The sequence below is a fragment of the Pseudomonas sp. NPDC087814 genome (assembly GCF_044742865.1).
Lineage (GTDB): Bacteria > Pseudomonadota > Gammaproteobacteria > Pseudomonadales > Pseudomonadaceae > Aquipseudomonas.
In genome coordinates, this window is sequence record NZ_JBIUVK010000010.1 from 47,090 (window position 1) to 71,272 (window position 24,183).

Genomic DNA, 24,183 nt, shown 5'->3' on the forward strand with positions numbered 1-24,183 from the left:
TCGCGAAGAACCTGAGAGCGCCGCGTTAAACCAGACACACTGCGTTATCGTTAACGTTCTTCGCGAGCAAGCTCGCTCCTACAGATTTTATCCAGCCCCACCACCCCCAGAGCAATCAGTACAAACCCCACCAGAATCCCCCCGGCATTGATGAACACCTGTGGATAACCCAGGGTGTCCACGTTAATGAACGGATACTGATACAGCCCCCACACATACCCGCGCAACAACGCATAGGCGAAGTACACCACCGGGTAAATCACCCACAGCCCGATGTGTTTGAGGCGCAGGCTGCCCTTGGGCACGCACCACCACCAATACGCGACAAACACCAACGGCATCACGTCGTGCAGCAGCTCGTCCGCCACAAACTGCACCCCCGCAGGCTGCCACATGTGGCGCAACAACAGGCTGTAGGCGAGGCTGACCACGACAATGCTCACGGCAATCCCGCTGCTGACTACGGGCCCGAGGAAGAACCGGCTCGCCGCGGTTGGCCGTTGCACCCACGCATGGGTCAACACCACCGCCACCAGGGTGTTGGTGAGCACGGTGAAGAAGCTGAAGAAATTCACCAGGCCCGGCAACAGGCTGGCGCCATCGACCCAGCGGAAGTAGAAAATGATGTACTGCTGCAGCGCCAGGCCGGCCCAACCGCCGAGGGCTGCCAGGCCGATAAGGTGACGTTTCACCTCAGTCCTCGACCGGTCGCTTGGTGCGCATCAACTTCACGTACAGGCCCTCGACCTTCTCCCGCGCCCAGGGTGTCTTGCGCAGGAACGACAGGCTCGACTTGATGCTCGGGTCACTGGAAAAACAACGGATGTTGATGCGTTCGGCCAGGCCTTCCCATTGGTAATGCGCCACCAGCGCGGTGAGGACCTGTTCCAGGGTGACGCCGTGCAGTGGGTCTTTGTTTGTCGCGGTCATGCCGGGCCTTTTGTGCAGAAAAGAAGAAAACGAAGCCGCGCACCTTAGCGGACGGGCCGTGCGGGTGGAAGCGTTGCCTTCACTATAGGCCACTGTTCGATCGTTCCCACGCCCTGCATGGGAATGCCGAATTGGACGCTCTGCGTCCCTCGGTCGACGCAAGTTTTAACCCTGCGCAATGGTGACGCAGAGCGTCACGGCATGCATTTCCACGCAGAGCGTGGGAACGATCAGCGTGGGAGTGATCGAGCGGGGTTTGGGAAAGTTCCCCTTGGCAGGGAAAAAAGTGATGTTATATTGTAACGATAACTATCAAAGGGTATCGAATCCCTTACCGTTTTCAGCCTTCTCTTTTTGCCGTTTGCCAAGGAACGACCGATGTCCCTCTCTTCTCTCTGGCGCCTCACCCCGCTGGCCGCCGCCCTGTTGATCACCTCCCAGGCCAATGCCCTGGAACTGCAACCCCAAGTCATCACCGGCAACCCGCTGGGCAGCGAAACCCTCGCCTCGCCCACCACCGTGCTGGAAGGCGATGACCTGACCCTGCAACAAAAAGGCAGCCTGGGTGAAACCCTGAACAAGCAGCCCGGTGTGTCGTCGTCGTACTTCGGCCCGGGGGCCAGCCGGCCGATCATTCGTGGCCAGGATGGTGACCGCATTCGCCTACTGCGCAACGGAGTCGGCGCGCTGGATGCCTCGTCGTTGTCCTATGACCACGCCGTGCCGCTGGACCCGGTCAACGTCGACCGCATCGAAATCGTGCGTGGCCCGGCCGCCCTGCTCTATGGCGGCAGCGCCATCGGCGGCGTGGTCAATACCTTCGACAACCGCATCCCCACCGAAGCCATCGAAGGCATTCACGGGGCCGGTGAATTGCGCTACGGCGGCGCCGACACCACCCGCAGCAGCGCTGGCAAACTGGAAGCCGGCAACGGCACCTTCGCCTTGCACCTGGACGCCAGCGCGCGGGAATTCAACGACCTGAAAATCCCCGGCTTTGCCCGCAGCCGCCATGCACCGCCAAGCGACGACGGTGAAGGCAAGAACGGTCGCCTCGGCAACAGCGACGGACGCCAGGACGGTGGTGCAGTCGGCGGTTCCTACACTTGGGACGACGGTTACGCCGGGCTGTCCTACAGCAACTACGACAGCAACTACGGCTCCCCGGCCGAGCAGGACGTGCGCATCCGCATGAAGCAGGATCACTACGCCTTTGCGTCCGAAATCCGCAACCTGCAAGGCCCGTTCACCTCGGTCAAACTCGACGCCGGCTATACCGACTACAAGCACATGGAAATCGAAGGCGGCGAGACCGGCACCACCTTCAAGAACAAGGGCTATGAAGCCCGGGTGGAAGCGCGACACTTGCCGATCGGGCCGTTCAACGGCGTGGTGGGCGCCCAAGTCAGTCGTAATGAATTCTCGGCCCTGGGTGAAGAAGCCTTCGTGCCGCAGACCGATACCAACGCCGGCGCGCTGTTTATCCTCGAAGAAATGCAGGCCACCGAGCGCCTCAAGCTGAGCCTCGGCGGGCGCCTGGAACACACTAACGTCGACCCGGACGGCAAAGGCAACGCACGCTTCGCCAATGCCGACAAATCCGCCGACTTCACCGCCGGCAGCCTGTCGTCCGGCGCGGTGTACACCCTCACGCCGATCTGGTCCCTGGCCGCCACCCTCGGCTACACCGAACGTGCCCCGACCTTCTACGAGCTGTATGCCAACGGCGCTCACGTCGCCACCGGCACCTATGAACTGGGCGACGCCAACCTGTCGAAAGAAAAAGCCGTGTCCAGCGACCTGGCACTGCGCTTCGACAACGGCACCCACAAGGGCAGCTTCGGCGTGTTCTACAGCCACTTCTCCAACTACATCGGCCTGCTGGGCAGCGGTCGCACCTTGAATGACGAAGGCGAGGAAGACGCCGGCGGCATCCCTGAGTACAAATATTCCGGTGTGCGTGCGCGTTTCGCAGGCTTTGAAGCCCAGGATCACATCAAGCTGGGGGAAGGTGCCTACGGCAAGTTTGCGCTGGAACTGTCGGGCGACTACACCCGTGCAACCAACCTGGACACGGGTGAAGCGTTGCCCCGCATTGCGCCGTTGCGTTTGAACAGCGGCCTCTTGTGGGAACTGGATCGCTGGCAGGCGCGGATTGACGTTGAACACGCGGCGGGCCAGGGGCGGGTGCCGGATAACGAAAGCGGTACCGACGGCTACACCACGTTGGGCGCCAGCGCCGGCTACCGCTTCAATGTCGGCGGCAGCCAGTGGCTGGCGTTCGTCAACGGCGAGAACCTGACGAACCAGACCGTGCGCTACGCCAGTTCGATCCTGCGGGACATCGCCCCGGCGCCGGGTCGAAGTGTGCAGGTTGGGTTGCGCACCACCTTCTAACTGACTGCACTCGGTTAAAACTGTGAGAGCGGGCTTGCTCGCGAAAGCGCAGTGTCAGTCAATACATGGGTGACTGACTCACCGTCTTCGCGAGCAAGCCCGCTCCCACATTGACTGTGCCCACTTCGAACAGGTTGTGGGGTTAGTACCGCGCATCCACGGGCTTACCCCCCTTCGGCCAGTCCTTCACCTTGTCCGGGAAATCCGGACGAGGTTGTTGGGAGAAGTACGCTGCCACATCCACCGCTTCCTGATCCGACAACCCGCCCTGCCCCAACGGGAATTTCTCGTGGAAGCCAATCGGCATGTTGCGTTTGACGAACGCCGCCGCCGTGTACAGCCGCGCCATCCCCGCCCCGATATTGAACGACTGCTCGCCCCACAACGGCGGGTACACCAACTCGCCATCCGCCCGCGTCAACCCTTGGCCATTGTCGCCATGGCACACCGCGCATTGCCGGGCGTACACCTGCCTGCCATTCTGCATATCCGGCTTGATCGCCGGGTCGACCTTGCCCACCCCGCGCCCGGCGACTTTGTCTTCGGGCCTGGTGTTGTTTTTCATCCAGTCGAAGTACGCCACCATCGCCTGCATATCCGCCGATTCCGGTGGCAACGGTTTGCCATTCATCGAGCGACGGAAGCAGCCGTTGATCCGCTCTTCCAGGCTCACCACCTTGCCCGCACGCGGCGCATAGCTCGGGAAAAATGCCGAGACGCCCACAAACGGCGAACCATCCGCCACGGTGCCGGCGTTGAGATGGCAGCTGGTGCAGTTCAGCGAGTTGCCCACGTTATTGGGCAGCAGTTCCTTGGTCTGCAGGTGCAGGCGCATGCCGCGTACCACCTGATCGGCATTCGGCGCCGCCAACAATTCGGCCAGGCGTGGGGTTTCAAACGCTGACGAATCGGTGGTGACCGGGTTGAGCTGGCCGCGCATTTTCTTCACTTGGGCAGCCGTGACAGGCGTGCCTTCGTTGCCCCAACTGCTGCGCACGAAACTGAGGATTTCAGCGATTTCCTGATCCGCCAACCGCGCAAACCCAGGCATGGTGTAGACCCGTGGATGGGCTGCGGTCTCGGCGGTTTCCCAACCGGTGAGGGTGATGTGCAGCAGTGACGTCGGGTTGTTCGAGGCAACGCTCGGGTTGCCGGCCAACGGCGGGAACAGCCCTTTCACCCCGCCGCCATCGCTGCGGTGGCAGTCACTGCAAAACTGCATGTAACCCAGGCCACCACGGCTGGTGAACAAGTCCTTGGGCGGTGCGGCGGGTTCGTGGGCCACGGCGGGCATCGGCAGATCGTCCTTGCCCGGCGGCAGGGATTTGAGATACGTCGCGATGGCGGTCAAATCGGCATCGGTGAAGTGTTGGGTACTGTGATGAATCACATCCGCCATGTTGCCCGCGACCGTGGCAAAGCGGTTCTGCCCGGTCTTGAGCAATTGCACGGTGTCGTCCACCGTCCACAGGTTGCGCAGGCTCAAGGCGCGCCAGTGCTCGACAGTCTCACCGGCCAGGTAATGCCGGCCACTGCGGCCCGCGTCGCTCATGGCTTTTTCCTGGAAGGCGATGCCGCGCGGGGTGTGGCACGAGCCGCAGTGGCCCAGGCCCTGGACGAGGTAGGCGCCACGGTTAAGCACGTCATCCTTCGCCGGGTCCGGCACGAATGGTTGCTTGTCGAGAAACGCCAAATTCCACAACGCCAGGCCCCAGCGCTGGTTGAACGGGAAGCCCATCTCGGCGTCCAGGTTGGGTTTGTTCACCGCCTCCACGCCCTGCATCAGGTAGGCGAACAAGGCGCGCATGTCGCCTTCGCTCATCTTCGCGTAGGACGGGTAAGGCATCGCCGGGTACAGGTTCTGCCCGGCCGGCGTCACGCCTTCACGCATCACCCGGTCGAACTGCTCGAAGGTGTACTGGCCGATGCCGGTGTCACGGTCCGGGGTGATGTTGCTCGAATAGATCGTGCCCATCGGCGTGCCCAGTTCCAGCCCGCCGGCCATCTGCGCACCTTGCCTGGCGGTGTGGCAGGCGATGCAGTCGCCCAGTTGGGCAACGTATTTGCCCTGTTCGATCAGCGTGGGGTCGGCTTCGTTGGCGTGCAGGGGAAGGGACAGGCACAGCACCACCCCCACAAGGCCCAGACGTGACAGGGGAAAAATCATCGCACTATTCCTTTAATAACCCGGCCTGGGGCGGTCCCCTCGGCGCAGGTTTGCAATCGTTTTTATTGGGTCATCAGGCAGATAACGGGGCATGGCCAGCCCCAGCTTCGTTGTAGCGGATTTTTTGCGCGCGGCCCTTGATGTGGATCAGGCGGCATGTTCTACAGTGGAACTGAAATTGACTAATTGACGCGGGCATCGATGTCGGCGAGGAGAGCAAGGATGCGTTATTCACCCTTTGTGGGGCGCATTGGCGGCGAATCCGTCAGTGCCTGGGATATTCACTACGCCGCCGCCGAAGCCCAACTGCGTGGCGAAGACGTGATTGTGCTCAGTGTCGGCGACCCGGATTTCGCCACACACAGCGCGATCTGTGAAACCGCCGTGGACGCCCTGCGCGCCGGCGACACCCACTACACCCCTGTGCTCGGCCGCCCGAAACTGCGGGAAGCCATCGCGGCCCGGCAGAGCCTGCTGCAAGGGATTGCGGTGCACGCCGACAATATCGCCCTGGTCGCCGGCGCGCAGAATGGCCTGTTCGCGGCCTGCTTGTGCCTGTTCAGCCACGGCGATGAAGTGCTGGTGCCAGAGCCGATGTACCTGACCTACGAGGCCTGTGTCCAAGCCTCGGGGGCACGCATTAGAACCGTCGAACAACCGGCCGCCAACGGCTTTCGCCTGACCCGTACCGCGCTGCAAGCCGCGATTACCGACAAGACCCGGGGCATCGCCCTCGCTACACCGTGCAACCCCACCGGCAATGTCTACTGCCGCGAAGAGCTGGAAGCCGTCGCCGAAGTGGCACGCGCCCACGACCTGTGGGTGATTTGCGATGAAGTGTATGGGCAGCTCATCTATGACGATCAACACCTGAGCATCAGCGCGTTACCCGGCATGGCCGAGCGCACGGTGGTGCTCAACAGCCTGTCGAAGAGCCACGCCATGACTGGCTGGCGGGTAGGCTGGGTGGCAGGCCCGCCCACGTTGATCAGCCATCTGGAGAACTTGCTGCTGTGCATGATTTACGGCCTGCCAGGGTTTATCCAGGCGGCGGCGCTCAAGGCACTGGAACTGGATGAGGCCGTGGTCAGCGATGCCCGCGCGGTGTATCGGCGCCGGCGTGACCTGGTGGTGAACGCGTTGAGTGCGATCAGCGAGCTGGACTGCCGAGTCCCCCAGGCGGGCATGTTCATGCTGGTGGACGTACGCCGCACCGGGCTCACCGGCCGGGAATTCGCCTGGCAACTGTATCGCCAGACCGGCGTATCGGTGCTTGACGCCCAAGCGTTTGGCGCCAGCGCCGAAGGATTTGTGCGGGTTTCGTTTACCGTCGCCGATGACACCCTCAGGGAGGCTTGCCAGCGCATTGCCGGCTTCGTCGAAGGGCTTGGGGCCGACGCCGCGCCTTTACGTGATCGCCGATAACAGGTAGCGGCTGTACCAGGAATTGGGCTACGAAAAACGCGCCTTCGAAATGGGCAAGCGCCTCGGTTAAATCAACCGTTGGTAAGATGCCCCTTGATGACCTGTACGTATTTCTGTACGTTTCAGCCATTAAGCGAGGACTCAATTATGGAAACTATCAACTACACCCATGCACGGGCCCATCTCTCGGACACGATGGATCGGGTAAACGAAGATCGTGCCCCTCTGTTGGTGACCCGGCAAAAAGGTGAACCGGTGGTCATGATCTCTCTCTCAGAGTTCAACGCTCTTGAAGAGACGGCCTATCTGCTGCGCTCTCCCAACAACGCGGAACGCTTGATCAAATCGATCAACAGCCTGCGAGCCGGAAAGGCCAAGCCGAGGCAGTTGATTGAAGAATGAAAATACTCTTTACGCCTGAAGGCTGGGACGACTACCTCTGGTTTCAACAAAACGACAAAGCTGGGCTCAAACGCATCAACTTACTGATCAAATCAATCCAGCGTGATCCTTTTGACGGCGTTGGCAAACCAGAACCACTCAAACATAACCTCAGTGGTTTCTGGTCCAGGCGAATCACAGCGGAACATCGTCTGGTGTACGGGATTGAGGAGGGTGAAATACAGATCCTCATGTGTCGCTATCACTATTGACGCCATTTACCGTCAGGATCCTGCCTTGACCTGATCCCCCTCCCCGCTGAAAATGCGCGACGCTTTTCCCGTCTCCCCGTTTACTGAAGTAGTGAAATTTCAATGTCTGATTCCCGCACCGAAGAATCCGTAGTCGCCTTGCAATCCAAAGCTGAATACGAAAACGCCATCAATCTTTCACAGCACGTGCCGGCGGCCAAGACCATCAGTGAAATGGTGCTGGACGCGTTCCACACCTCCAAGGAAAGCGACCAGATCCGCGAGCTGCGCGTGGCCATCCGCCAGGCCCACGACGCCTTCGACGACGACAAGGCCTACGACCTGATGGGCGAGCTCAAGCAGCTCAAGGACGCCGAAGCCGCCGACAACGCCGCCCTCGAAGACCTGAACAGCAAGTTCTCCATCAGCCGCATCCTGTCCAGCTTCAAGGACGACCCGGAGTTCCAGGAGCTGGTCTACGGCCTGGCCCTCAAGGTGCTGAACCAGACCCACCAGGCCATCAGCAACCCGAGCGCCGGCAAAGGCAAGGCTTCCCGCCCGAAGAAGGAAGTGGAAGTGTTCGCCATCAGCAAGGACGGCATCAGCGTCACCCTGCCGCTGCGTTCGCCGCGATCCAAGCCGAACGTGGACCGTGAGGCGTTTGAATTCCTCGGCTTTACCTTTGTCGGTGAAGGTGACGAGGCGGAACTGGAAGTTGAAACCTTTGTGGATAACTCGGGCGCCGAGCAGCCACTGACGCGTAAAAGCATCATCACCGCGCTGCAGCAGCAGACGGCGTTTGAGGGCTACAGCATCGCCCAGCAGTAACTCGATCTAAATGTGGGAGCGGGCTTGCTCGCGAAGACGGTGGGTCAGTCACGTATGCATTGACTGACACTCCGCTTTCGCGAGCAAGCCCGCTCCCACATTTGACCTGCGTCGCAGCGAATTCAGCCTACGACTTGAGCCGCAAACACCTCGCGAAACCGCTGCATCTCATCAGCGTTGCCCACGGTGACCCGCACCCACTGCGGCCAGTTTTGCCACACGCGCCCTATCTTCACGCCCTGCTCGCCCAGCCGCTCGATGACCTGTTCCGCCGGACGGCGCACATCAATCATGAAGCAGTTGCTGTGAGACGCCGTGCAGGTGAATCCGCGGTTTTTTAGCCAGGCCACCGTCTCATCCCGCAACCGGGTATTGAGCGCCTTGCGCGCCGGCACCAGTTGCGTATCCGCAAGGCTGGCGCGGGCGGCCAGCAGGCTGGCGGCCGCCGGCACGTTGTCCCCGCCAAACACCGCCAGTTGTTCCAGCAACTGCGGGTGACCGATCGCAAGCCCCAGGCGTGCGCCGGCCAGGCCGTAGATTTTCGAGAACGTGCGCAGCACCAGCAAGTCGTCATGGTCCTTGACCCACGCCACACAACTGGGTGCGTCACTGAAGTCGATGTAGGCCTCGTCCACCAGCAAAATGCTGCCCTGGGGTTTGCGCGCCAGTGCCTGTTCGATGGCCTTGGCGGGTGTGAGGGTGCCGGTGGGATTGTTCGGGTTGCAGAGGTAGATCAGGCCGGGCTGGCGGTCAACGGTGAGCATGGCGGGAAGGTCATGGGCGTGATCGGCGGTGAGGTCCACTTCACGCACCCTGGCCTTGCACGACTCGGCTGCCTGGCGCGGAACTTCGTAGGAAGGCGTGGCCATCACCAGGCTGCGGGTTTCGCTGGTAAACGCCAGCACCGCGTAGCGCAACGCAGCCATGGAGCCGGCGAACACCGCCACCTGTTCCTCCAGAATGCCCTGCTGTTTGGCAAACTGTTCGACCAGCGCGTACATGTCCGGGTACGGGTAGCGCCCCGAAACGGCAATACCGCGCTGCATGGCCTGCCGCGCAGCCGGCGAGGGCCCGTAGGGGCTTTCGTTGTAGTTGAGCAGCACCTCGGGCGCCGCCGCGGCGGGGCTTGCCTCAGCCCAGTCCAGGCGACCCAGCAACGGCAAGGCCGCGCCCAGTGCGATCAGGGAACGACGACTCACGTTGACCATGAAGACCTCTCCTTGTCGGCTCGCAGCTTCAGGGGCGGGATTCGCCCCCGTTCCTGCAATTGGGTATGACGAGGAAAACAGCCGGTGATTTACCCAACCAACAAAAAGCCCCGCACTTCATACCGAAGGCGGGGCTTTTGCGTTTCCGGCTAGTTGGAATGAAAACGCCGGTTCAACGCGATCCGCTTGGCCTCCACTGCCCGCAGGTGTTGGTGGTGACGGCGCCACAGCAACAGCACGATGATCAGCACCAGCACCACCAGGCCACCGCCCCACAGCAGGTACGGCATGGCCGTGATCAACAACGGCGCATCCCCACCGCGACGCAGGCTGGTGACTTCTTCGGAACTGACGCTCAGCGCCGGGTTGCCGAAGGTTTGCAGGCTGTAGTTGGCGATGGCGGCGATTTGCGCGTCGTTCAGGTCACCGCCCAGGGCCGGCATGCTCACGGCGCCGTCGGCACCTTTGCGGTCGATGCCCGCGATGATCGCCATCACCAGGTTGTTGGCCTGGTTGCCGTTGAGCGCGGTGTTGAGGCTCAGAGACGGGTAGAACTTGTCAGCCGAGCCCTGGCCATCGCGGCCGTGGCAGCTGGAGCAGGCCGAGTTGTAGAGGCGTGCGCCATCCAGTCCGGTGGCGTCGGCCAGTGAGGCTTGATCGCCCTGGCCGGTTTCCAGGGTGCTCATGTCCACCGGCTTGACGTCACGCACCACCCGCTCGGTTTGCCCGGGATCGCGGATCGGCGGCACACTGTGCAGGTAGGCGGCCATGGCATGCAGGTCGCTGTCGCTGAGGTAGCGGAAGCTGTTTTCCACGGCTTCGGCCATGCCGCCCGCCGCTTGGGCCTTGTCGGCGAGGTGACCGTTTTTCAGGAAATTGACCAGGTCATCTTCGCTCCAGTCCCCCAGCCCGCTGACCTTGTCGGAGGTGATGTTGGGCGCAACCCAGCCCCCCAGTTTCGCGCCGGCCAGGTACTGGCTGTTGTCCTCGGCCATCAAGGCATTACGTGGGGTGTGGCAGGCGCCGCAGTGGGCGAGGTTGTCCACCAGGTACTGGCCGCGACGGGTCTGTTCGGTGGCGCCGGGCTTGGGCACAAAACCCTGGCTGTCGAGGAACACCAGGTTCCAGCCGAACATCAGTTGGCGGATGTTGAACGGGAACGCCAGGTGCGTTTCCGGCACCGGCTGGTCCACGGCTTTGACGCCCTGTTGCAGGTACACATACAAGGCGTGGATGTCGTCATCGCTCATGCCCTGGTAAGAGGTGTAGGGCATCGCCGGGTACAGGTGCTGGCCCTTGGCGTTAATGCCTTTGCGCAAGGCGTCCGCCAGTTGTTGCTCGGTGTAGTCGCCGATGCCGTAGGCCTTGGACGGGGTGATGTTGCTGGAGATGATCTTGCCCATGGGCGAGTCGATCACATACCCGCCGGCCAGCGGCGCGCCGCCATTCTCGGCGGTACGGTGGCAGGCTTCGCAATCGCCGGCACGGGCGACATAGGCGCCCTTCTCGATCAGCGCGGCGGTGTCTTCAGCGGCAAACACCGGCAACGCGGTGAGCAGCAAGGCCAGCAGCGGAAATTTAAGCAATCCCATCACCTAGACCTCCCGCGCAATGATGTCGGCCATACGGATACTCAGCGCCACGCCGGCCAGGGTCGGGTTGATGGTGCCGGAGGCCGGTATCACCCCGGTGGTAGCGAGAAACAGGTTGGCGTGGTCGTGGGTGCGGCACTCGTGGTTGACCACCGAATCCTTGGGGTTGGCGCCCATGATCACGGTGCCCATCAGGTGGTCGCGGTTCTGGTAGCCGGTGTTGTCTTCCACCACCGTGCCGCCCATCAGTTGCACGAAGTGCGCATAGTCTTCAGTGACGCCGGCCTTGGCCGCCTTCACGTAGTCGCCCACCTCGTAGTTGACCACCAGCATCGGAATGCCCAGGGCGTCCTTGCGGGTGCGGCTCGGGCGCACGGTGTTGGTCTGCAATGGCAGGGTTTCATACACGGTAGAGACGTCGACCCAACGCGCCGCATCGTGGCGGATGCGTTCGTCCAGCTCCTTGCCGTACACCCCCTGGGCGATCAGCCGCTTGGCCACGGCAATGTTCGGCACGTTGTTGGAGATCGAGTGTTTGACCGAGGCCCGCTCCTTGCGGAACTCGCCGTCGCGGCGGTTGAAAATCCCGCCCTGCTGCACCGCGCCGCGTCCCGGCCACAACGGCTCGTCGGCGATAAATTGCAGGCCCTGGCCGGTGTGGTCCATCAGGTTGCGACCGACCTGGTCGGAGGAGTTGGCCACCTCGGAAATCAGCAGCAGCTTGGGGGTTTCCAGGCCGTGGGCGGCAACGATGAAGTACTTGGCAGTGAGCCGCACATCGGCGCCGGTGGAGCTGCGGTAATGGATGGCGACGATCTTGTCGTCCGCGCCTTTTTCCAGCTTGTAGGCGGTGGCGTCGGTGATCAGCTTGGCGCCGGCCTGTTCCGCATGGCGGGCGTGCACGTCGCCGCTGTACATCGCGCCGATGGGGCAGACCGGCATGCAGTTGTTGTTGCCGCTGCACGCCGGGCGCCCGTCGTAGGGTTCAGTGGCACGGCCATTGGGCTCATGGATAAAGTGATACCCCGCCGGGGCCATGCGTTCGCGCAGGCGCTGGAACAGGTAGGTATCACCTTCCGGCGCCATCGGGTACGGGCTTGAGCGTGGCGGGAACGCGCCGCCGCCCTGCCCGCTCTGGTCCTGGGTGTCACTGCCGCATACGCCCAGGGCAATTTCCGCACGCACGTAATAGGGTTCCAGCTCGCTGTATTCCAGCGGCCAGTCGCGACCTACGCCGTAGAGCGTCTTGAGTTTCATATCGTTGGGCAAGTAACGCCAGCACGCTGCCGCCCAGTGCCAGGTGGTACCGCCCACCAGTTTCAACATGCCGGGGCGGAACTCGAAAGAACCGGTGTTCTCGATGTATTGCTCATCGTAAGAATGATGGGCCCACGGTTCATTCGGATAGGGTGAGTTGTAATTGCCCTTGTTCGACGAATTACGGAAGTTCTCGACTATCTTCCAGCGGGGAATATGTTCACCGGCTTCCAGAATAATCACTGACTTGCCGTGCCTGGCCAATTCAAATGCTGCGTTACTGCCTAATGCGCCGGAGCCAACCACAATGACATCGGCGTCAAAATCCTGATTCATAAAAGTGCCTTGTCTTAGTCGTTGGCCAGCGTGGCCGGAGGATTGACCCAGTAATTGGTTTTTCCCCGGGAGTACGTCGGGATCACCGTGGCGTCCGCGGTCGGCGCATAGGCCAGGGCGCCGGTGAAGGTGACCAGGCGCGTGCCGTCGGTGGCGCGCAGGGACACCGGCGTGCCGGTGTAGCCCAGGTACCAGGCGGAGACGATTTTCTGCGTCGTGTCCTTGATCACCGGGTCGGCGTAGAACGGGCTGCCGGACAACTGGCCGACGTTGCGCAAGTGATGCTGGCCAACCTTGCTCCACAAGGCTTTGATCTTCTCGGGGAATGCAGGGTCGTTCCGGGTGCACTGAGCCAGGATGCGCAAGGACAAGGCGGCATCCAGGTTCGAGCGTTCGAGGAGGAACATCGACAGTTGGCGGAAGGATTCAATGTCGTCGCTGGCGGCGCTGCTGACTTCCTGCGCCAGCGCGGCACCTGCCCACAGCGGGGCAAACAGGCCAGCACCGGTCAAGGCTGCGCCTGAATACAGGAGTTTTCTTCGGGTTATCACGGGATATCTCCTCATGAGTCGAACAACTATCGGCGCACGGGCCTAGTTCGACTTCACTGCAAAAGGCTGAGTACTTCGTTCACGGAGGTTGAACGGACTTTAAGAGCCCTTTTTATAACTGCCAGGAGAACGCCAAGCTGTCGTGCAGCTTGTTAATGATGAGAATGAGCAACAACGCGACCGTCTATAACAGCCGCTTAAACACCGTACAGCAATTTATCCTGCAATAACATGAAACATCCATTTGGATGTTTGCTCAGTTGTGCAGGTAATCCGCGAGGGGATACTTCGCGCACAAGGCTTGAGCCTGCAAGCGCAGGGATTCCTGTGCATTCGGATCCAGGGTGAACTTGTGCTCGTTGAGGGGCGTGACCGCATCGAGTACCCGGCACACCAGTTCGACGACCTGCCGACATCCATCGGCGTCGAGCTGGCGTTGCGCCAGGGAGCCGGTGCCGATACACAACCCGCCAGCGACGAATGATGGTCGCGTCTCTCCCGGTGCGCGATGCTTGTCCACGATGATGCCGCACTGCTCCAGCGCCGCCTGGGCGATGGCGCCGGTGATGCCGCCACGCAAGCGAATCAGCACCGAGTGGTTTTCACTGCGCCCGCCCACCACCTCGTAGTCACAGGCCTGGAACGCGTTGGCCAGTTCGTCGGCCGTGGTGCGAATACGCGCCATCCAGGCGTCGAAATCCGCGGACATGGCGTAGCCGAACGCCGCCGCCTTTGCCGCGATCATGTTGAAGGCCGGTGCGCCCTGCATTCGTGGGAACACGGCTTGATCGAGGAGCCGGCTGAAGCTGGTCTTAAGGCCCGGCACCTTGGTTTCGGCGTCGCGACCGGAAAGGATCAGGCCGCCACGCGGGCCGCCCAGTTGTTTATGGGTGCACAGCGTAGTGACGTGGGCTGCGTCGATCGGGCTCGGATGGCGCCCGGTGGCGACCAGGCCGGCGATGGTCGAAATGTCCGCCAGCAGGATCGACCCGGCTTCGTCGGCAATCCCACGCAAGCGCGCGAAATCAATGGTGTGCGAGTAGGCCGTCGCCCCGCAGATGATCACGCGCGGGCGATGGGCCAGCGCCAGTGTGCGCACCTGGTCGTAGTCGATAACACCCTTGGAGGTAGTGCCGTACCTGAGCGCCTTGTAGTTCGCGCCGGTGAACGCGACGGGGCTGGCGTGGCTCAGATGCCCGCCGTGATCGGGGGCCATGCCGAGCACGGTGTCTCCCGGCTCCAGCAAGGCCGCCAGTACCTGATAGTTGGCAGTCGACCCCGAGTGTGATTGCACGCCGGCGTATTGCGCACCGAACAGCTCACGCGCTCGGCGCACAGCCAGGGCTTCGACCCGGTCGGCATTCTCGCAGCCGGCGTGATGACGCCAGCCGGGCGTGCCCTCGGCGGTCACGTTGACCAGCAGCGAGGCGGACGCCGCCAGGATATTCGGCCTCACTGCGCAGGACGAAGCGGCCAGCGACAGCGTCTGGTGTTGGCGCGTGACTTCCGCATCCAGCAACGCTGCCAGCTCCGCGTCTTCTGCCCGTAGATCCGCCAGCCCTCGTTGCAGCAGGTCGGCCTGGTGGGTAAGTGGTTGCGTGTCGACTGCCATTGTCCTGTGTTCCTTCCCTGAAAATCCCGTGCGCCTTTCCGTTGGGCGCAGGGCAATTAAGCAGAAAAATGAACATTTTCCAAATTAAATGATTCTTTTTGGCCGCACACAGGGGGACAAGACGCGGTTTTTCCTGGCTGAATGCTGGCCAATCGCCAAAAAACTGATCACGGTCTTTATTCTTGTGGCAGGCGCATGCAACACTTCGCGCCGCGGCGAAGCACGCACCCCCAGCGCAACATGGACGCTCTGTGTAGAACATAAGGAAGTGGTGGGCATTTGATTCACAGAAAAGAACGCACCGAGTATTTGAAGAGCAATATCAAATACCTGATCAAAAGCCGCGGAGAGACGCAGCTGTCGTTGTGCAACGCGGCCGGCCTGACCAGAACCACGATCTACAACATTCTGGAAGGCAAGGTCGTTAACGTACAGCAGTCCACCATCCGCAAGATCTCGGATTTCTTCGGCGTTTCCTATGAAGAAATCGAGACCCTCGACTTCGAAGAAAAAGAGATCATCGACAGCAGTATTTCCCCCCAGGGCAACATGAACCCTGCTGCCGTGCCGATCATCAAGCAAAGCCAGGTCATGGCGAGCATGGACAAGCGCATTGGCGAACTCGCCACGCTGTACCCGCTGACCTACTACTTCGGCACTTGCTACAACTTGATAGCCGTGCTGCTGGAACATGCGATTGCCGGCGTCAACGAGCCGGGCGATTTGTTGATCGTGCAGAAAGGGACGTCGAGCGACGACAAGGAAAAGTTGGTGTACGACAGGCTCAGCAAAAAACTATTTATCACGGATCAAGCGTGTGTCAGCTCGGATCGTATCTGTGTGGTGGGAGATATCATCGAGGAGCGCTTCAATGACAACGTATGAGCACGAAGTCGAGAACAGCAAATACAAGTTGCTGGGGTTCGAGAATGACAAGAGCCTGGCGGTGATCATGGTGATCGCCACGGGCAAGATCATTCGGATAAAGCTGAGCGAAGTGCTGAACAGCGAAATCATGGACAATTTAAACAAAATGGAAGTGAAGAACATGTACAAGAAGTTCTACTCACAGGGCGGAGCGCTGACCGCGTACGACCTCAACGACCGCAACGAGAACTCATGGATGATTTACATCATCCTGAACCTGCTGCTCTTTACGTTCTATATCTTCACCAGCATCGCCGCGACCAAACCTATCTACCTGGAGTCGCTGGGCATTATCGTCACGCCCGGCACGTTCCTTTACCCGCTGACGTTTCTGATCGTGGACTTGCTCAACGAACAATTCGGCCTGCGGCTGGCGAGACGGGCCATCCTGTTTGCGTTTGCCAGTAACGCGATGATCATCATCCTGCTCTACGGCTCGACCTTCCTCCCCGGCTTGCCAGGCTGGAAGCTCGACGGGCCTTACAACGACGTGATCATCCAGGTGTCGTCGGTGCTCATCGCCTCTTCGGTTTCGTTCCTGGTGTCGGAGAACATCAACTCGTACCTGCTGTGCAAGATCAAGGAGCTGACCAATTCCAGGTACCTGTTCCTGCGGATTTTCCTGAGTACGTTCTTCGCGGTGATCATCGACAGTTTCCTGTTCTGCTTCATCGCGTTCTACGGCGCCATGCAGACCAGCGACATCCTGAACATGATCTACGTGCAGATCGCGATCAAGGTTTGCTTTGCCTTCTTCAACATCCTGCCGGCCTATGGCGCCCGCTCGCTGTTCAAGCGCTACATCACGGGCGATACCCAGGCCCAACCGCACGCCAGCTGATGATCGTTCCCACGCTCTGCGTGGGAATGCCGCCTTGGACGCTCCGCGTCCGCCTTTGTGACGCGGAGCGTCACGGGATGCGTGCCCACGCGGAGCGTGGGAACGATCGACAGGTCTGCTTTGCCTTCTTCAATATCCTGCCGGCCTATGGCGCCCGCTCGCTGTTCAAGCGCTACATCACGGGCCCAACTGCACGCCAACTGATGATCGTTCCCACGCTCTGCGTGGGAATGCCGCCTCGGACGCTCTGCGTCCGCCTTCGTGACGCGGAGCGTCACGGGATGCGTTCCCACGCGGAGCGTGGGAACGATCGACATCACGCCAGTTTGCTTTTCAGGCTCTGCATGACGGCTGCCTTGTTTTCGAGGTAGTCGTTCAGGCCACGTGCGCGAAGGTTGCACGCGTCGCAGTTGCCACAACCCGTACCGATAATGCCGTTGTAGCAGGTCAGGGTCTGGTTGCGGATCAGGTCCAGCTGCTGGTGATCGTCCGCCAGGGCCCAGGTCTCGGCCTTGTTCAGCCACATCAACGGCGTTTCCAGGCGTACGTCGTATTCCATGCCCAGTTGCAGCGCTTTGTTCAGCGCCTTGACGAACTCGTCCCGGCAATCGGGATAGCCGGAGAAGTCGGTTTCACACACCCCGGTGATCACCGTTTCCGCCTTGACCTGGTAGGCGTAGATCGCCGCGAGGGTCAAAAACAGAATGTTCCTGCCAGGCACGAAGGTGCTCGGCAAACTCTCGCCCGAGCTGTTCACCGTGGGTACCGGAATGTTGTCGCGGGTCAGGCTGCTGATGGCCAGCTCGTTCAACAGCGACACGTCCATCACTTTGTGAACGGTGGCGCCCAGCTGTTTGGCGAGTTTCTGTGCGACTTCGATTTCCGCCACATGGCGCTGGCCATAATCGAAGGTAATGCAGTGCACCTCGTCATACAGCGCCAGTGCCTGGATCAGGCAGGTGGTCGAATCCTGCCCACCACTGAATACGATAACGGCTTTTTTACTCATCACGCTGCTTCCTGCATTTGTAAGATTTGGCATAGTTTAAAGGCCCCTCAATAAAAAACCCCGCGCTTCTTTCGAAGGCGGGGTTTTTTACTGCTCGATCACTCAGTGAGCGTACGTCAGCAGCAACTCTTTCGGCACCTGGAAATCCAGGGACATCATCACGCTCAAGGCGGTGATGGTGAAGATCGAGAAGACGAACAGCTTGCGTGCCCAGACGGTGTCATCCACCGCCTTGTAGCCGGTCCAGGCCATGTACAACCAGTACATGCCCATGGCGGCGGCAACGGCGAGGTAGCTCATGCCGGCGTAGCCACTGAAGGTCAACATCAAGGTCGCCACGAGGAAGGCCAGGATGTAGAGCAGGATGTGTTTCTTGGCGACCTTGATGCCACGCTTGACCGGAAGAACCGGAATGGAGGCAGCCAGGTAGTCGTTGAAGCGGAAGATCGCGATGGCATAGGAGTGCGGCATCTGCCACAGGCTGAACATCACCAGTAGCACCAACGCGGCCATGTCGAAGCTATTGGTCACAGCCACATAACCAATCACCGGCGGCATCGCCCCCGACAGACTGCCCACCAGCGTGCCGTGAACCGACTTGCGCTTGAGGTACAGGCTGTAGAAGCCGACGTAGATGACAAAGCCGATCACGGCAAACAGCGCCGCCAGCGGGTTGGCCACCTTGTACAGCAACACCACGCCGGCGATACCCAGGATGGTCGCGAAGATCAGTGCCAGTTTCAGGGAGATAAGGCCCTGGACCAGCACACGATTCTTGGTGCGTTCCATCTTGATGTCGATATCGCGGTCGATGCAGTTGTTGAATACACAACCGGAAGCTACCACCAGGGACGTGCCGATCATCGCAGCCAGGAAAATGGCCAGATCGACATGCCCCTTGGAGGCCAGGAAGAAACCGCCTGCCACAGAAAGCACGTTACCGAAAATGATCCCCGGTTTGGTGATTTGGATAAAGTGCTTAAGCGACATCGGGTCTTACCTCACTTCGCCATCATGAACGTATGGATGCTGAACATGATCCATACCGACAGGCCAACCAGCAGGAGGATCACCAAACCTGCGAACACGAACGCAATCACGTTATCGCGCTGAGCCTTCGAGCGGTCCAGGTGCAGGAAGTACACCAGGTGAACCAGGACCTGGATCACCGCGAACGCCAGGACGATCATCAAGGTGATCGACTTCGGCAAGGTTGGGTACATCACCAGGCCGAACGGGATCAGCGTCAGGATGACCGACAGGATGAAGCCAATGGCGTACGACTTGACGCTGCCGTGGCTGTCATCATGGCTGTCATGGGAATGTGCATTAGCCATTACAGAGTCCCCATCAGGTAGACAACGGTGAAGACGCAGATCCAGACCACGTCCAGGAAGTGCCAGAACAGGCTCAGGCAGCTCAGGCGAGTCTTGTTGGTGTTGGTCAGGCCATGTTTGTTGACCTGATACATCATGGTCGCCATCCAGATCAGACCGGCAGTCACGTGCAGACCGTGGGTGCCTACCAGCGTGAAGAACGCCGACAGGAAGCCGCTACGGTGCGGGCCGTAACCTTCGGAGATCAGCAGGTGGAACTCGTTGACCTCCATGCCGATGAAGCCCAGGCCGAACAGGAAGGTCAGTGCCAACCAGCTCAGGACGCCTTTCTTGCTGCCCTTGTAGAAGGCCAGCATGGCGAAGCCGTAGGTGATCGAGCTGAACAACAGCAAGGCGGTTTCGCCGAGCACGTAAGGCAGTTCGAAGATGTCGTGGCCCGACGGGCCACCCGCTACGTTGTTTACCAGTACCGCGTACACCGCGAAGATCGACGCAAACAAGATGCAGTCGGTCATCAGGTAGAGCCAGAAACCGAATACGGTCATTGGCCCCGAGTCGTGGTGATGGTCATCGTGCCCATGGTCATCGACATGGGCGTGTCCAGCATTGGTCACTAAGTTCGACATGGTTTAAGCCTGTTCCAACGAGGTTTCAACACGGTTGGCCGGGATCTTCTTCTCGGCAACCAGGCGAGCGTGTTGCTCGGCTTCGATGCGTTCGATCACGTCGACCGGCACCATGTAGCCTTGGTCATCACGGGCAGCGTGAACGATGAAGTAGCCGATGGTGCCCACCAGGCTCACGATGGCCAGCCACCAGATGTGCCAGATCATCGCGAAACCGAACACGGTCAACAGCGCGCCCATCACAACGCCGGTAGCGGTGTTGTTAGGCATGTGGATCGGTTCGTAACGCGCAGGCTTCTGGTACGCAGTACCGTCTTCCTTGGCTTCGGTGAACGGATCGATGCTGTCAGCCTTCGGCAGTACGGCAAAGTTGTAGAACGGCGGTGGCGACGAAGTCGACCATTCCAGGGTGTGTGCATTCCATGGGTCGCCGGATTCGCACATGTTCTGCTTGCGATCACGCACGCTGACATACAGCTGGATCAGCTGGCAGGCGATACCCACAGCGATCATCAGTGCACCCACCATGGCAACGTACAGGTACGGTACCCACTCAGGGTTGGTCGTGGCGTTCAGACGACGGGTCATGCCCATGAAGCCCAGAGCGTAGAGCGGCATGAACGCGACGAAGAAGCCCGAGATCCAGAACCAGAATGCAGCCTTGCCCCAGCCTTCGTGCAGCTTGAAGCCGAACGCTTTCGGGAAGTAGAAGCTGAAACCTGCGATGTAGCCGAATACTGCGCCGCCGATGATCACGTTATGGAAGTGAGCAATTACGAACAGGCTGTTGTGCAGCACGAAGTCAGCACCCGGGATGGCCAGCAGTACGCCGGTCATGCCGCCGATCGCGAAGGTCACCATGAAGCCCAGGGTCCACAGAACCTGGCTGGTGATACGCAGACGACCGTGATAGATGGTGAATAGCCAGTTAAATAGCTTCACCCCCGTCGGGATGGAAATCAGCATCGTCGCCAGTCCGAAGAACGCGTTGACGCTGGCCCCCGAACCCATGGTGAAGAAGTGGTGCAGCCAAACCATGAAGCCCAGTACCGAGATCGCGCCCGAGGCGTAGATCATCGAGTGGTGACCGAACAGGCGCTTGCCCGAGAAGGTCGAGATCACTTCAGAGAAGATACCGAACGCTGGCAGGATCAGGATGTACACCTCAGGGTGACCCCATGCCCAGAACAGGTTCACGTACATCATTGGATTGCCACCAAGTTCATTGGTGAAAATGTGGAAATCCAGGTAACGGTCAAGCGACAGCAACGCCATGGTTGCAGCCAGGATCGGGAACGATGCAACGATCAGTACGTTGGCCCAGGTGCAGGTCCAGGTGAAGATCGGCATGTCCATCAGCTTCATGCCCGGGGCGCGCATTTTCAAGACGGTGGCCAGGAAGTTGACCCCCGTCAGTGTCGTCCCGAGTCCTGATAACTGTAGCGCCCAGATGTAGTAATCCACACCCACGCCCGGACTGTAGGCCAGGCCCGACAATGGCGGATACGCAACCCAACCGGTCTTGGCGAATTCGCCGACGCCCAGGGACAGGTTGATCAGCACTACGCCGGATACCAGCAGCCAGAAGCTCAGGGAGTTCAGGAACGGGAACGCAACGTCACGCGCACCGATCTGCAGCGGCAAGGCAAGGTTCATCAGGCCGGTGAAGAAAGGCATCGCCATGAAGATGATCATGATCACACCGTGGGCGGTGAAGATCTGGTCATAGTGTTCAGGAGGCAGGTAGCCAGGCGAACCATAGTTGTCCATGGCCAACTGGGTACTAATCATGATGGCGTCGGCAAAACCACGCAGCAGCATGACCATGGCAACGATGACGTACATGACGCCGATTTTCTTGTGGTCGACCGAAGTCAGCCACTCGGTCCACAGGTAGGTCCACTTCTTGAAGTAAGTGATACCTGCAAACAGTGCCAGACCACCCAGCGCGATCATGGCGATGGTCACCATCACGATCGGCTCGTGGAACGGGACCGCATCCCAACTTAATTTACCAAACATCGTTTACTCCTCTGCCCCAGCAGTTGAATGCGAGCCCGTGTCAGAACCTTCAACCGCGGCCACTTCTTTCTTCTCGTGCTCGATCGGCTTGCCTGGCTTCATACCTTCGTACTTGTCGACGATTTTCTGAAACAGGTCCGGCTCGTACGTGGAGTACAGGGCGACTGGGTTGTTCTGGCTTGGTTTGGCAAGGGCGTCGTATTCAGCTTGATCAAGCTGTTTAGGTGCGGCCTTGACTTCGGCTACCCAGGCGTTGAAATCTTCCTGGCTCGTCGAGATCGCTTTGAATTTCATGCCGGTGAAGCCAGCACCGCTGTAGTTGGCGGAGATGCCTTCCATTTCAGCTTTCTCGTTCGCGATCAGGTGCAGACGGGTCTGCATGCCTGCCATCGCGTAGATCTGGCCACCCAGTGCAGGGATGAAGAACGAGTTCATCACGGCGTCGGAGGTGATCCGGAAATTAAGCGGGGTGTTCTCCGGGAACCGGATCTGGTTCACAGTGGCGATACCCAGGTCCGGGTAGATGAACAGCCACTTCCAGTCCAGCGCGACCACTTCGATGTTGATCGGCTTGACGTCGGAGTCCAGCGGACGGTACGGGTCCAGCTCATGGGTCGACTTATAGGTGATGTAACCCAGGGCGATGATGATGAGGATCGGCACCAGCCACACCGCGATTTCAATCTTGGTGGAGTGCGACCACTTCGGCGCGTAGGTGGCGCTGGTGTTCGACGCGCGGTATTTCCAGGCGAACGCGAACGTCATGATGATCACGGGCACCACGACCAACAGCATCAGCAGGGTGGCGGTGATGATCAGGTTGCGTTGATCCAGACCGACCTGACCTTTAGGGTCGAGCAAGGTCCACTTGCAGCCTCCCAGCATTAACATCATGCCAAGCAGCGGCAAAAAGCCTAGTAATCGGGGGTACCTGTTTTTACTCATCTCACGACCTCTAAAGCAGCTTGCGCAATGCAGTTGGGTTTTGATCGCCAACACTTCACCCTGCCAAGGGTTGGCATTTCTCTTCGATTGAATAAGGGCCTGCCCGTCGCACCTTGCGCGAATCGACACGTCCCGGGCTAGCGGTGAGTTCTTATTCGAATTCGTTGGTCAAAGGCCTTGTTACAGACCAATTCCATTTGGTGCGGATAGTTGAAAGGCTGCCGGCACCTGGGGTCGCATGAAACGTTACATCCGCTTCTCGACCGCCCTAGTTTGCTCAGGGGTGAGCAGCACCGGACATTCAGTGCGGGCGATTGTAGTTAGCTAGCGATGTATAAACCATGTCTTATCCAGAAATAATTTTTATCGTTTCCAGCAATAATCCTTCACCATTATTGCAAAGGTCCGCGATCGTATCGCGTTTGATTCTCGACAAAAACCACAAAAAATGCCGTGTTATTGGGCAATCTGCCACATCCCTTACAGCCTGTAAGGGCATCGAAAACGGATCCAAGTCCCCTAAAAACAAGGCATTCGGACATCGGGCAATGTCGCCGACCGCACGCCACTCGCGGCGTCGGCCAGACGACGAACTGACAGCCATAAAACGCCGCTTCATGCAAATTTATGGCGCGTTTACGAGCGTCAGAAACGTCCTGCGACAGCTTCCGTGTGACAACATGTCGCACGCTGCGCACACCCAAACTTGCCCCGCGTCACGGCCTCTTCACAAATGCCTACAAACAAAAACGCCCCAGCCTTCTTTAGAGGAAGGCCGGGGCGTTGAGTTGTAACCGCTTAGGCGTTGCCCTGGCGATTACGGTAAATGCCCAGTGGCACCAGGATCACCGTCAGCACAAAGGCCACCAGCGCCCACTGGGCCAGGGACAGGCCGAGCACGGGCGGGTACGGCGTCTCACAGAAGCCGTCGACCTGGAACCCCAGGGGAAACACCGAGGCCAGCGGCAAGCCATCGACAATCGGTTGCAGCACGTCGATGCCGCAGCTGACCTTCGGAAAGAACTGGATGTACACGTGATAGCCGGCAGCGGCGACGCCCCCCAGGGCGCTGAGGGTCACCAGTGCTTCAAACACCGTGACACTGCGGGTGGTGCGCATGGCGGCACCGATGAAGGCGAAGATCGCGATCAGCAGCAAGGCATAACGTTGCAGGATGCACAGCGGGCAAGGGGCCTCGCCCAGCACCACCTGCATGTACAGCGCCCCGCCGATCAGCGCCAGGCAGATGATGCCCAGCAGTACCAGAAAGCGTCGCTCCCTGCCCAAACGCAATTCGTCGATCATCCCCGTTTCCCTTTAGCCAATGATGGTTGTGCCAATGGCCGCAAGTTTACACGCGGACGGTGAAAGTTGAGCAGTTGGCGTGTGGAGGTTTAAACAGGAGGCATTAACAGGAGATTAATCAGGGAAAATGGAGATCAAAATGTGGGAGCGGGGGGGGGGGGGGGGGGGGGGGGGGGGGGGCCACACAAAATAACGCGAAAACCCCCGCGAGCCCGCCCCCGCCCCCCCCCCCAGTC

General features: G+C 60.0%; 22 protein-coding genes. 7 read left to right on the top strand and 15 right to left on the bottom strand.

Annotated features, from left to right (window positions below; genetic code table 11):
* Window positions 1–50: 50 nt before the first annotated feature.
* Together ACIOMR_RS10820 and ACIOMR_RS10825 are read right to left on the bottom strand one after the other, a co-directional pair.
* Window positions 51–692 (bottom strand): Pr6Pr family membrane protein, encoded by a 642-nt coding sequence (locus ACIOMR_RS10820; RefSeq protein WP_003216408.1) that lies wholly within the window; start codon window positions 690–692, stop codon window positions 51–53.
* Window position 693: 1 nt separating this feature from the next.
* The gene (locus ACIOMR_RS10825) at window positions 694–930 is read right to left on the bottom strand and encodes a VF530 family DNA-binding protein (protein ID WP_003216406.1); all 237 of its coding nucleotides are present in this window, start codon (window positions 928–930) and stop codon (window positions 694–696) included.
* 378 nt (window positions 931–1,308) lie between these two features.
* On the opposite strand from ACIOMR_RS10825, the gene ACIOMR_RS10830 reads away from it, so the two are divergent.
* Complete coding sequence (locus ACIOMR_RS10830; protein WP_003216404.1) at window positions 1,309–3,327, top strand: TonB-dependent receptor; 2,019 nt, start codon at window positions 1,309–1,311, stop codon at window positions 3,325–3,327.
* A 142-nt stretch (window positions 3,328–3,469) separates the two neighbouring features.
* Here the strand turns inward: ACIOMR_RS10830 and ACIOMR_RS10835 are convergent, their stop codons facing one another.
* Window positions 3,470–5,494 carry a c-type cytochrome gene (locus tag ACIOMR_RS10835; RefSeq protein ID WP_401194000.1) on the bottom strand — a complete coding sequence of 675 codons (2,025 nt, stop codon included), beginning with the start codon at window positions 5,492–5,494 and terminating at the stop codon, window positions 3,470–3,472.
* A gap of 222 nt (window positions 5,495–5,716) precedes the next feature.
* Here ACIOMR_RS10835 and ACIOMR_RS10840 point away from each other — a divergent pair, with 222 nt between their 5' ends.
* The 4 genes from ACIOMR_RS10840 to ACIOMR_RS10855 all read left to right on the top strand — a co-directional run bounded on the left by ACIOMR_RS10840 (window position 5,717) and on the right by ACIOMR_RS10855 (window position 8,379).
* Window positions 5,717–6,919, top strand: a complete 1,203-nt coding sequence (locus ACIOMR_RS10840; protein ID WP_401194003.1) for a pyridoxal phosphate-dependent aminotransferase — start codon at window positions 5,717–5,719, stop codon at window positions 6,917–6,919.
* A gap of 147 nt (window positions 6,920–7,066) precedes the next feature.
* Window positions 7,067–7,321, top strand: coding sequence for a type II toxin-antitoxin system prevent-host-death family antitoxin (locus ACIOMR_RS10845; protein ID WP_087692805.1), 255 nt, complete (start codon window positions 7,067–7,069; stop codon window positions 7,319–7,321).
* A complete protein-coding gene (locus ACIOMR_RS10850; RefSeq protein ID WP_087692806.1) occupies window positions 7,318–7,572 on the top strand; it encodes a Txe/YoeB family addiction module toxin in 255 nt (84 codons plus the stop codon). Before ACIOMR_RS10845 ends, ACIOMR_RS10850 begins: the two co-directional genes overlap by 4 nt.
* A gap of 102 nt (window positions 7,573–7,674) precedes the next feature.
* Window positions 7,675–8,379, top strand: a complete 705-nt coding sequence (locus ACIOMR_RS10855; RefSeq protein ID WP_003216395.1) for a hypothetical protein — start codon at window positions 7,675–7,677, stop codon at window positions 8,377–8,379.
* A gap of 122 nt (window positions 8,380–8,501) precedes the next feature.
* Here the strand turns inward: ACIOMR_RS10855 and ACIOMR_RS10860 are convergent, their stop codons facing one another.
* From ACIOMR_RS10860 to glyA, 5 genes are all read right to left on the bottom strand, one after another.
* Window positions 8,502–9,587 (bottom strand): pyridoxal phosphate-dependent aminotransferase, encoded by a 1,086-nt coding sequence (locus ACIOMR_RS10860; protein ID WP_401194008.1) that lies wholly within the window; start codon window positions 9,585–9,587, stop codon window positions 8,502–8,504.
* A gap of 149 nt (window positions 9,588–9,736) precedes the next feature.
* The gene (locus tag ACIOMR_RS10865) at window positions 9,737–11,179 is read right to left on the bottom strand and encodes a c-type cytochrome (protein ID WP_401194011.1); all 1,443 of its coding nucleotides are present in this window, start codon (window positions 11,177–11,179) and stop codon (window positions 9,737–9,739) included.
* A gap of 3 nt (window positions 11,180–11,182) precedes the next feature.
* The gene (locus tag ACIOMR_RS10870; protein WP_008435597.1) at window positions 11,183–12,772 is read right to left on the bottom strand and encodes a GMC family oxidoreductase; all 1,590 of its coding nucleotides are present in this window, start codon (window positions 12,770–12,772) and stop codon (window positions 11,183–11,185) included.
* Window positions 12,773–12,786: 14 nt separating this feature from the next.
* Window positions 12,787–13,323 carry a sugar dehydrogenase complex small subunit gene (locus tag ACIOMR_RS10875; protein WP_023659207.1) on the bottom strand — a complete coding sequence of 179 codons (537 nt, stop codon included), beginning with the start codon at window positions 13,321–13,323 and terminating at the stop codon, window positions 12,787–12,789.
* A gap of 256 nt (window positions 13,324–13,579) precedes the next feature.
* Complete coding sequence (glyA, locus tag ACIOMR_RS10880; protein ID WP_177040292.1) at window positions 13,580–14,935, bottom strand: serine hydroxymethyltransferase; 1,356 nt, start codon at window positions 14,933–14,935, stop codon at window positions 13,580–13,582.
* Window positions 14,936–15,214: 279 nt separating this feature from the next.
* Here glyA and ACIOMR_RS10885 point away from each other — a divergent pair, with 279 nt between their 5' ends.
* Together ACIOMR_RS10885 and ACIOMR_RS10890 are read left to right on the top strand one after the other, a co-directional pair.
* Window positions 15,215–15,820, top strand: a complete 606-nt coding sequence (locus ACIOMR_RS10885) for a helix-turn-helix transcriptional regulator (protein ID WP_401194016.1) — start codon at window positions 15,215–15,217, stop codon at window positions 15,818–15,820.
* Complete coding sequence (locus tag ACIOMR_RS10890; RefSeq protein WP_003216380.1) at window positions 15,807–16,703, top strand: queuosine precursor transporter; 897 nt, start codon at window positions 15,807–15,809, stop codon at window positions 16,701–16,703. Before ACIOMR_RS10885 ends, ACIOMR_RS10890 begins: the two co-directional genes overlap by 14 nt.
* A 316-nt stretch (window positions 16,704–17,019) precedes the next feature.
* On the opposite strand, the gene queC is transcribed toward ACIOMR_RS10890, so the two are convergent.
* The 7 genes from queC to ACIOMR_RS10925 all read right to left on the bottom strand — a co-directional run bounded on the left by queC (window position 17,020) and on the right by ACIOMR_RS10925 (window position 23,947).
* Window positions 17,020–17,712 carry a 7-cyano-7-deazaguanine synthase QueC gene (gene queC / locus ACIOMR_RS10895; RefSeq protein ID WP_003216378.1) on the bottom strand — a complete coding sequence of 231 codons (693 nt, stop codon included), beginning with the start codon at window positions 17,710–17,712 and terminating at the stop codon, window positions 17,020–17,022.
* 102 nt (window positions 17,713–17,814) lie between these two features.
* Window positions 17,815–18,702, bottom strand: coding sequence for a heme o synthase (gene cyoE, locus ACIOMR_RS10900; RefSeq protein ID WP_003216376.1), 888 nt, complete (start codon window positions 18,700–18,702; stop codon window positions 17,815–17,817).
* 11 nt (window positions 18,703–18,713) lie between these two features.
* On the bottom strand, window positions 18,714–19,049 hold the full coding sequence (cyoD, locus tag ACIOMR_RS10905) for a cytochrome o ubiquinol oxidase subunit IV (protein WP_003216374.1): 336 nt from the start codon (window positions 19,047–19,049) through the stop codon (window positions 18,714–18,716).
* The gene (locus ACIOMR_RS10910; protein ID WP_008435616.1) at window positions 19,049–19,675 is read right to left on the bottom strand and encodes a cytochrome o ubiquinol oxidase subunit III; all 627 of its coding nucleotides are present in this window, start codon (window positions 19,673–19,675) and stop codon (window positions 19,049–19,051) included. The genes cyoD and ACIOMR_RS10910 overlap by 1 nt, the downstream gene beginning before the upstream one ends.
* Before the next feature lie 3 nt (window positions 19,676–19,678).
* Window positions 19,679–21,697 carry a cytochrome o ubiquinol oxidase subunit I gene (cyoB, locus tag ACIOMR_RS10915; protein ID WP_401194022.1) on the bottom strand — a complete coding sequence of 673 codons (2,019 nt, stop codon included), beginning with the start codon at window positions 21,695–21,697 and terminating at the stop codon, window positions 19,679–19,681.
* Between the two features lie 3 nt (window positions 21,698–21,700).
* Complete coding sequence (gene cyoA, locus ACIOMR_RS10920; protein ID WP_008435619.1) at window positions 21,701–22,642, bottom strand: ubiquinol oxidase subunit II; 942 nt, start codon at window positions 22,640–22,642, stop codon at window positions 21,701–21,703.
* Between the two features lie 798 nt (window positions 22,643–23,440).
* Window positions 23,441–23,947 (bottom strand): disulfide bond formation protein B, encoded by a 507-nt coding sequence (locus tag ACIOMR_RS10925; RefSeq protein ID WP_003216367.1) that lies wholly within the window; start codon window positions 23,945–23,947, stop codon window positions 23,441–23,443.
* Window positions 23,948–24,183: the final 236 nt, after the last annotated feature.

Excerpts from the sequence above, each read along its gene's own strand:
- ACIOMR_RS10835 (WP_401194000.1), bottom strand. The coding sequence starts at position 5,494 with ATGATTTTTCCCCTGTCACGTCTGGGCCTTGTGGGGGTGGTGCTGTGC.
- ACIOMR_RS10830 (WP_003216404.1), top strand. The coding sequence starts at position 1,309 with ATGTCCCTCTCTTCTCTCTGGCGCCTCACCCCGCTGGCCGCCGCCCTG.
- ACIOMR_RS10845 (WP_087692805.1), top strand. The coding sequence starts at position 7,067 with ATGGAAACTATCAACTACACCCATGCACGGGCCCATCTCTCGGACACG.
- ACIOMR_RS10840 (WP_401194003.1), top strand. The coding sequence starts at position 5,717 with ATGCGTTATTCACCCTTTGTGGGGCGCATTGGCGGCGAATCCGTCAGT.
- cyoE (WP_003216376.1), bottom strand. The coding sequence starts at position 18,702 with ATGTCGCTTAAGCACTTTATCCAAATCACCAAACCGGGGATCATTTTC.
- queC (WP_003216378.1), bottom strand. The coding sequence starts at position 17,712 with ATGAGTAAAAAAGCCGTTATCGTATTCAGTGGTGGGCAGGATTCGACC.
- cyoB (WP_401194022.1), bottom strand. The coding sequence starts at position 21,697 with ATGTTTGGTAAATTAAGTTGGGATGCGGTCCCGTTCCACGAGCCGATC.
- ACIOMR_RS10855 (WP_003216395.1), top strand. The coding sequence starts at position 7,675 with ATGTCTGATTCCCGCACCGAAGAATCCGTAGTCGCCTTGCAATCCAAA.
- ACIOMR_RS10825 (WP_003216406.1), bottom strand. The coding sequence starts at position 930 with ATGACCGCGACAAACAAAGACCCACTGCACGGCGTCACCCTGGAACAG.
- ACIOMR_RS10865 (WP_401194011.1), bottom strand. The coding sequence starts at position 11,179 with ATGGGATTGCTTAAATTTCCGCTGCTGGCCTTGCTGCTCACCGCGTTG.
- cyoD (WP_003216374.1), bottom strand. The coding sequence starts at position 19,049 with ATGGCTAATGCACATTCCCATGACAGCCATGATGACAGCCACGGCAGC.
- glyA (WP_177040292.1), bottom strand. The coding sequence starts at position 14,935 with ATGGCAGTCGACACGCAACCACTTACCCACCAGGCCGACCTGCTGCAA.
- cyoA (WP_008435619.1), bottom strand. The coding sequence starts at position 22,642 with ATGAGTAAAAACAGGTACCCCCGATTACTAGGCTTTTTGCCGCTGCTT.
- ACIOMR_RS10925 (WP_003216367.1), bottom strand. The coding sequence starts at position 23,947 with ATGATCGACGAATTGCGTTTGGGCAGGGAGCGACGCTTTCTGGTACTG.
- ACIOMR_RS10870 (WP_008435597.1), bottom strand. The coding sequence starts at position 12,772 with ATGAATCAGGATTTTGACGCCGATGTCATTGTGGTTGGCTCCGGCGCA.
- ACIOMR_RS10910 (WP_008435616.1), bottom strand. The coding sequence starts at position 19,675 with ATGTCGAACTTAGTGACCAATGCTGGACACGCCCATGTCGATGACCAT.
- ACIOMR_RS10860 (WP_401194008.1), bottom strand. The coding sequence starts at position 9,587 with ATGGTCAACGTGAGTCGTCGTTCCCTGATCGCACTGGGCGCGGCCTTG.
- ACIOMR_RS10850 (WP_087692806.1), top strand. The coding sequence starts at position 7,318 with ATGAAAATACTCTTTACGCCTGAAGGCTGGGACGACTACCTCTGGTTT.
- ACIOMR_RS10890 (WP_003216380.1), top strand. The coding sequence starts at position 15,807 with ATGACAACGTATGAGCACGAAGTCGAGAACAGCAAATACAAGTTGCTG.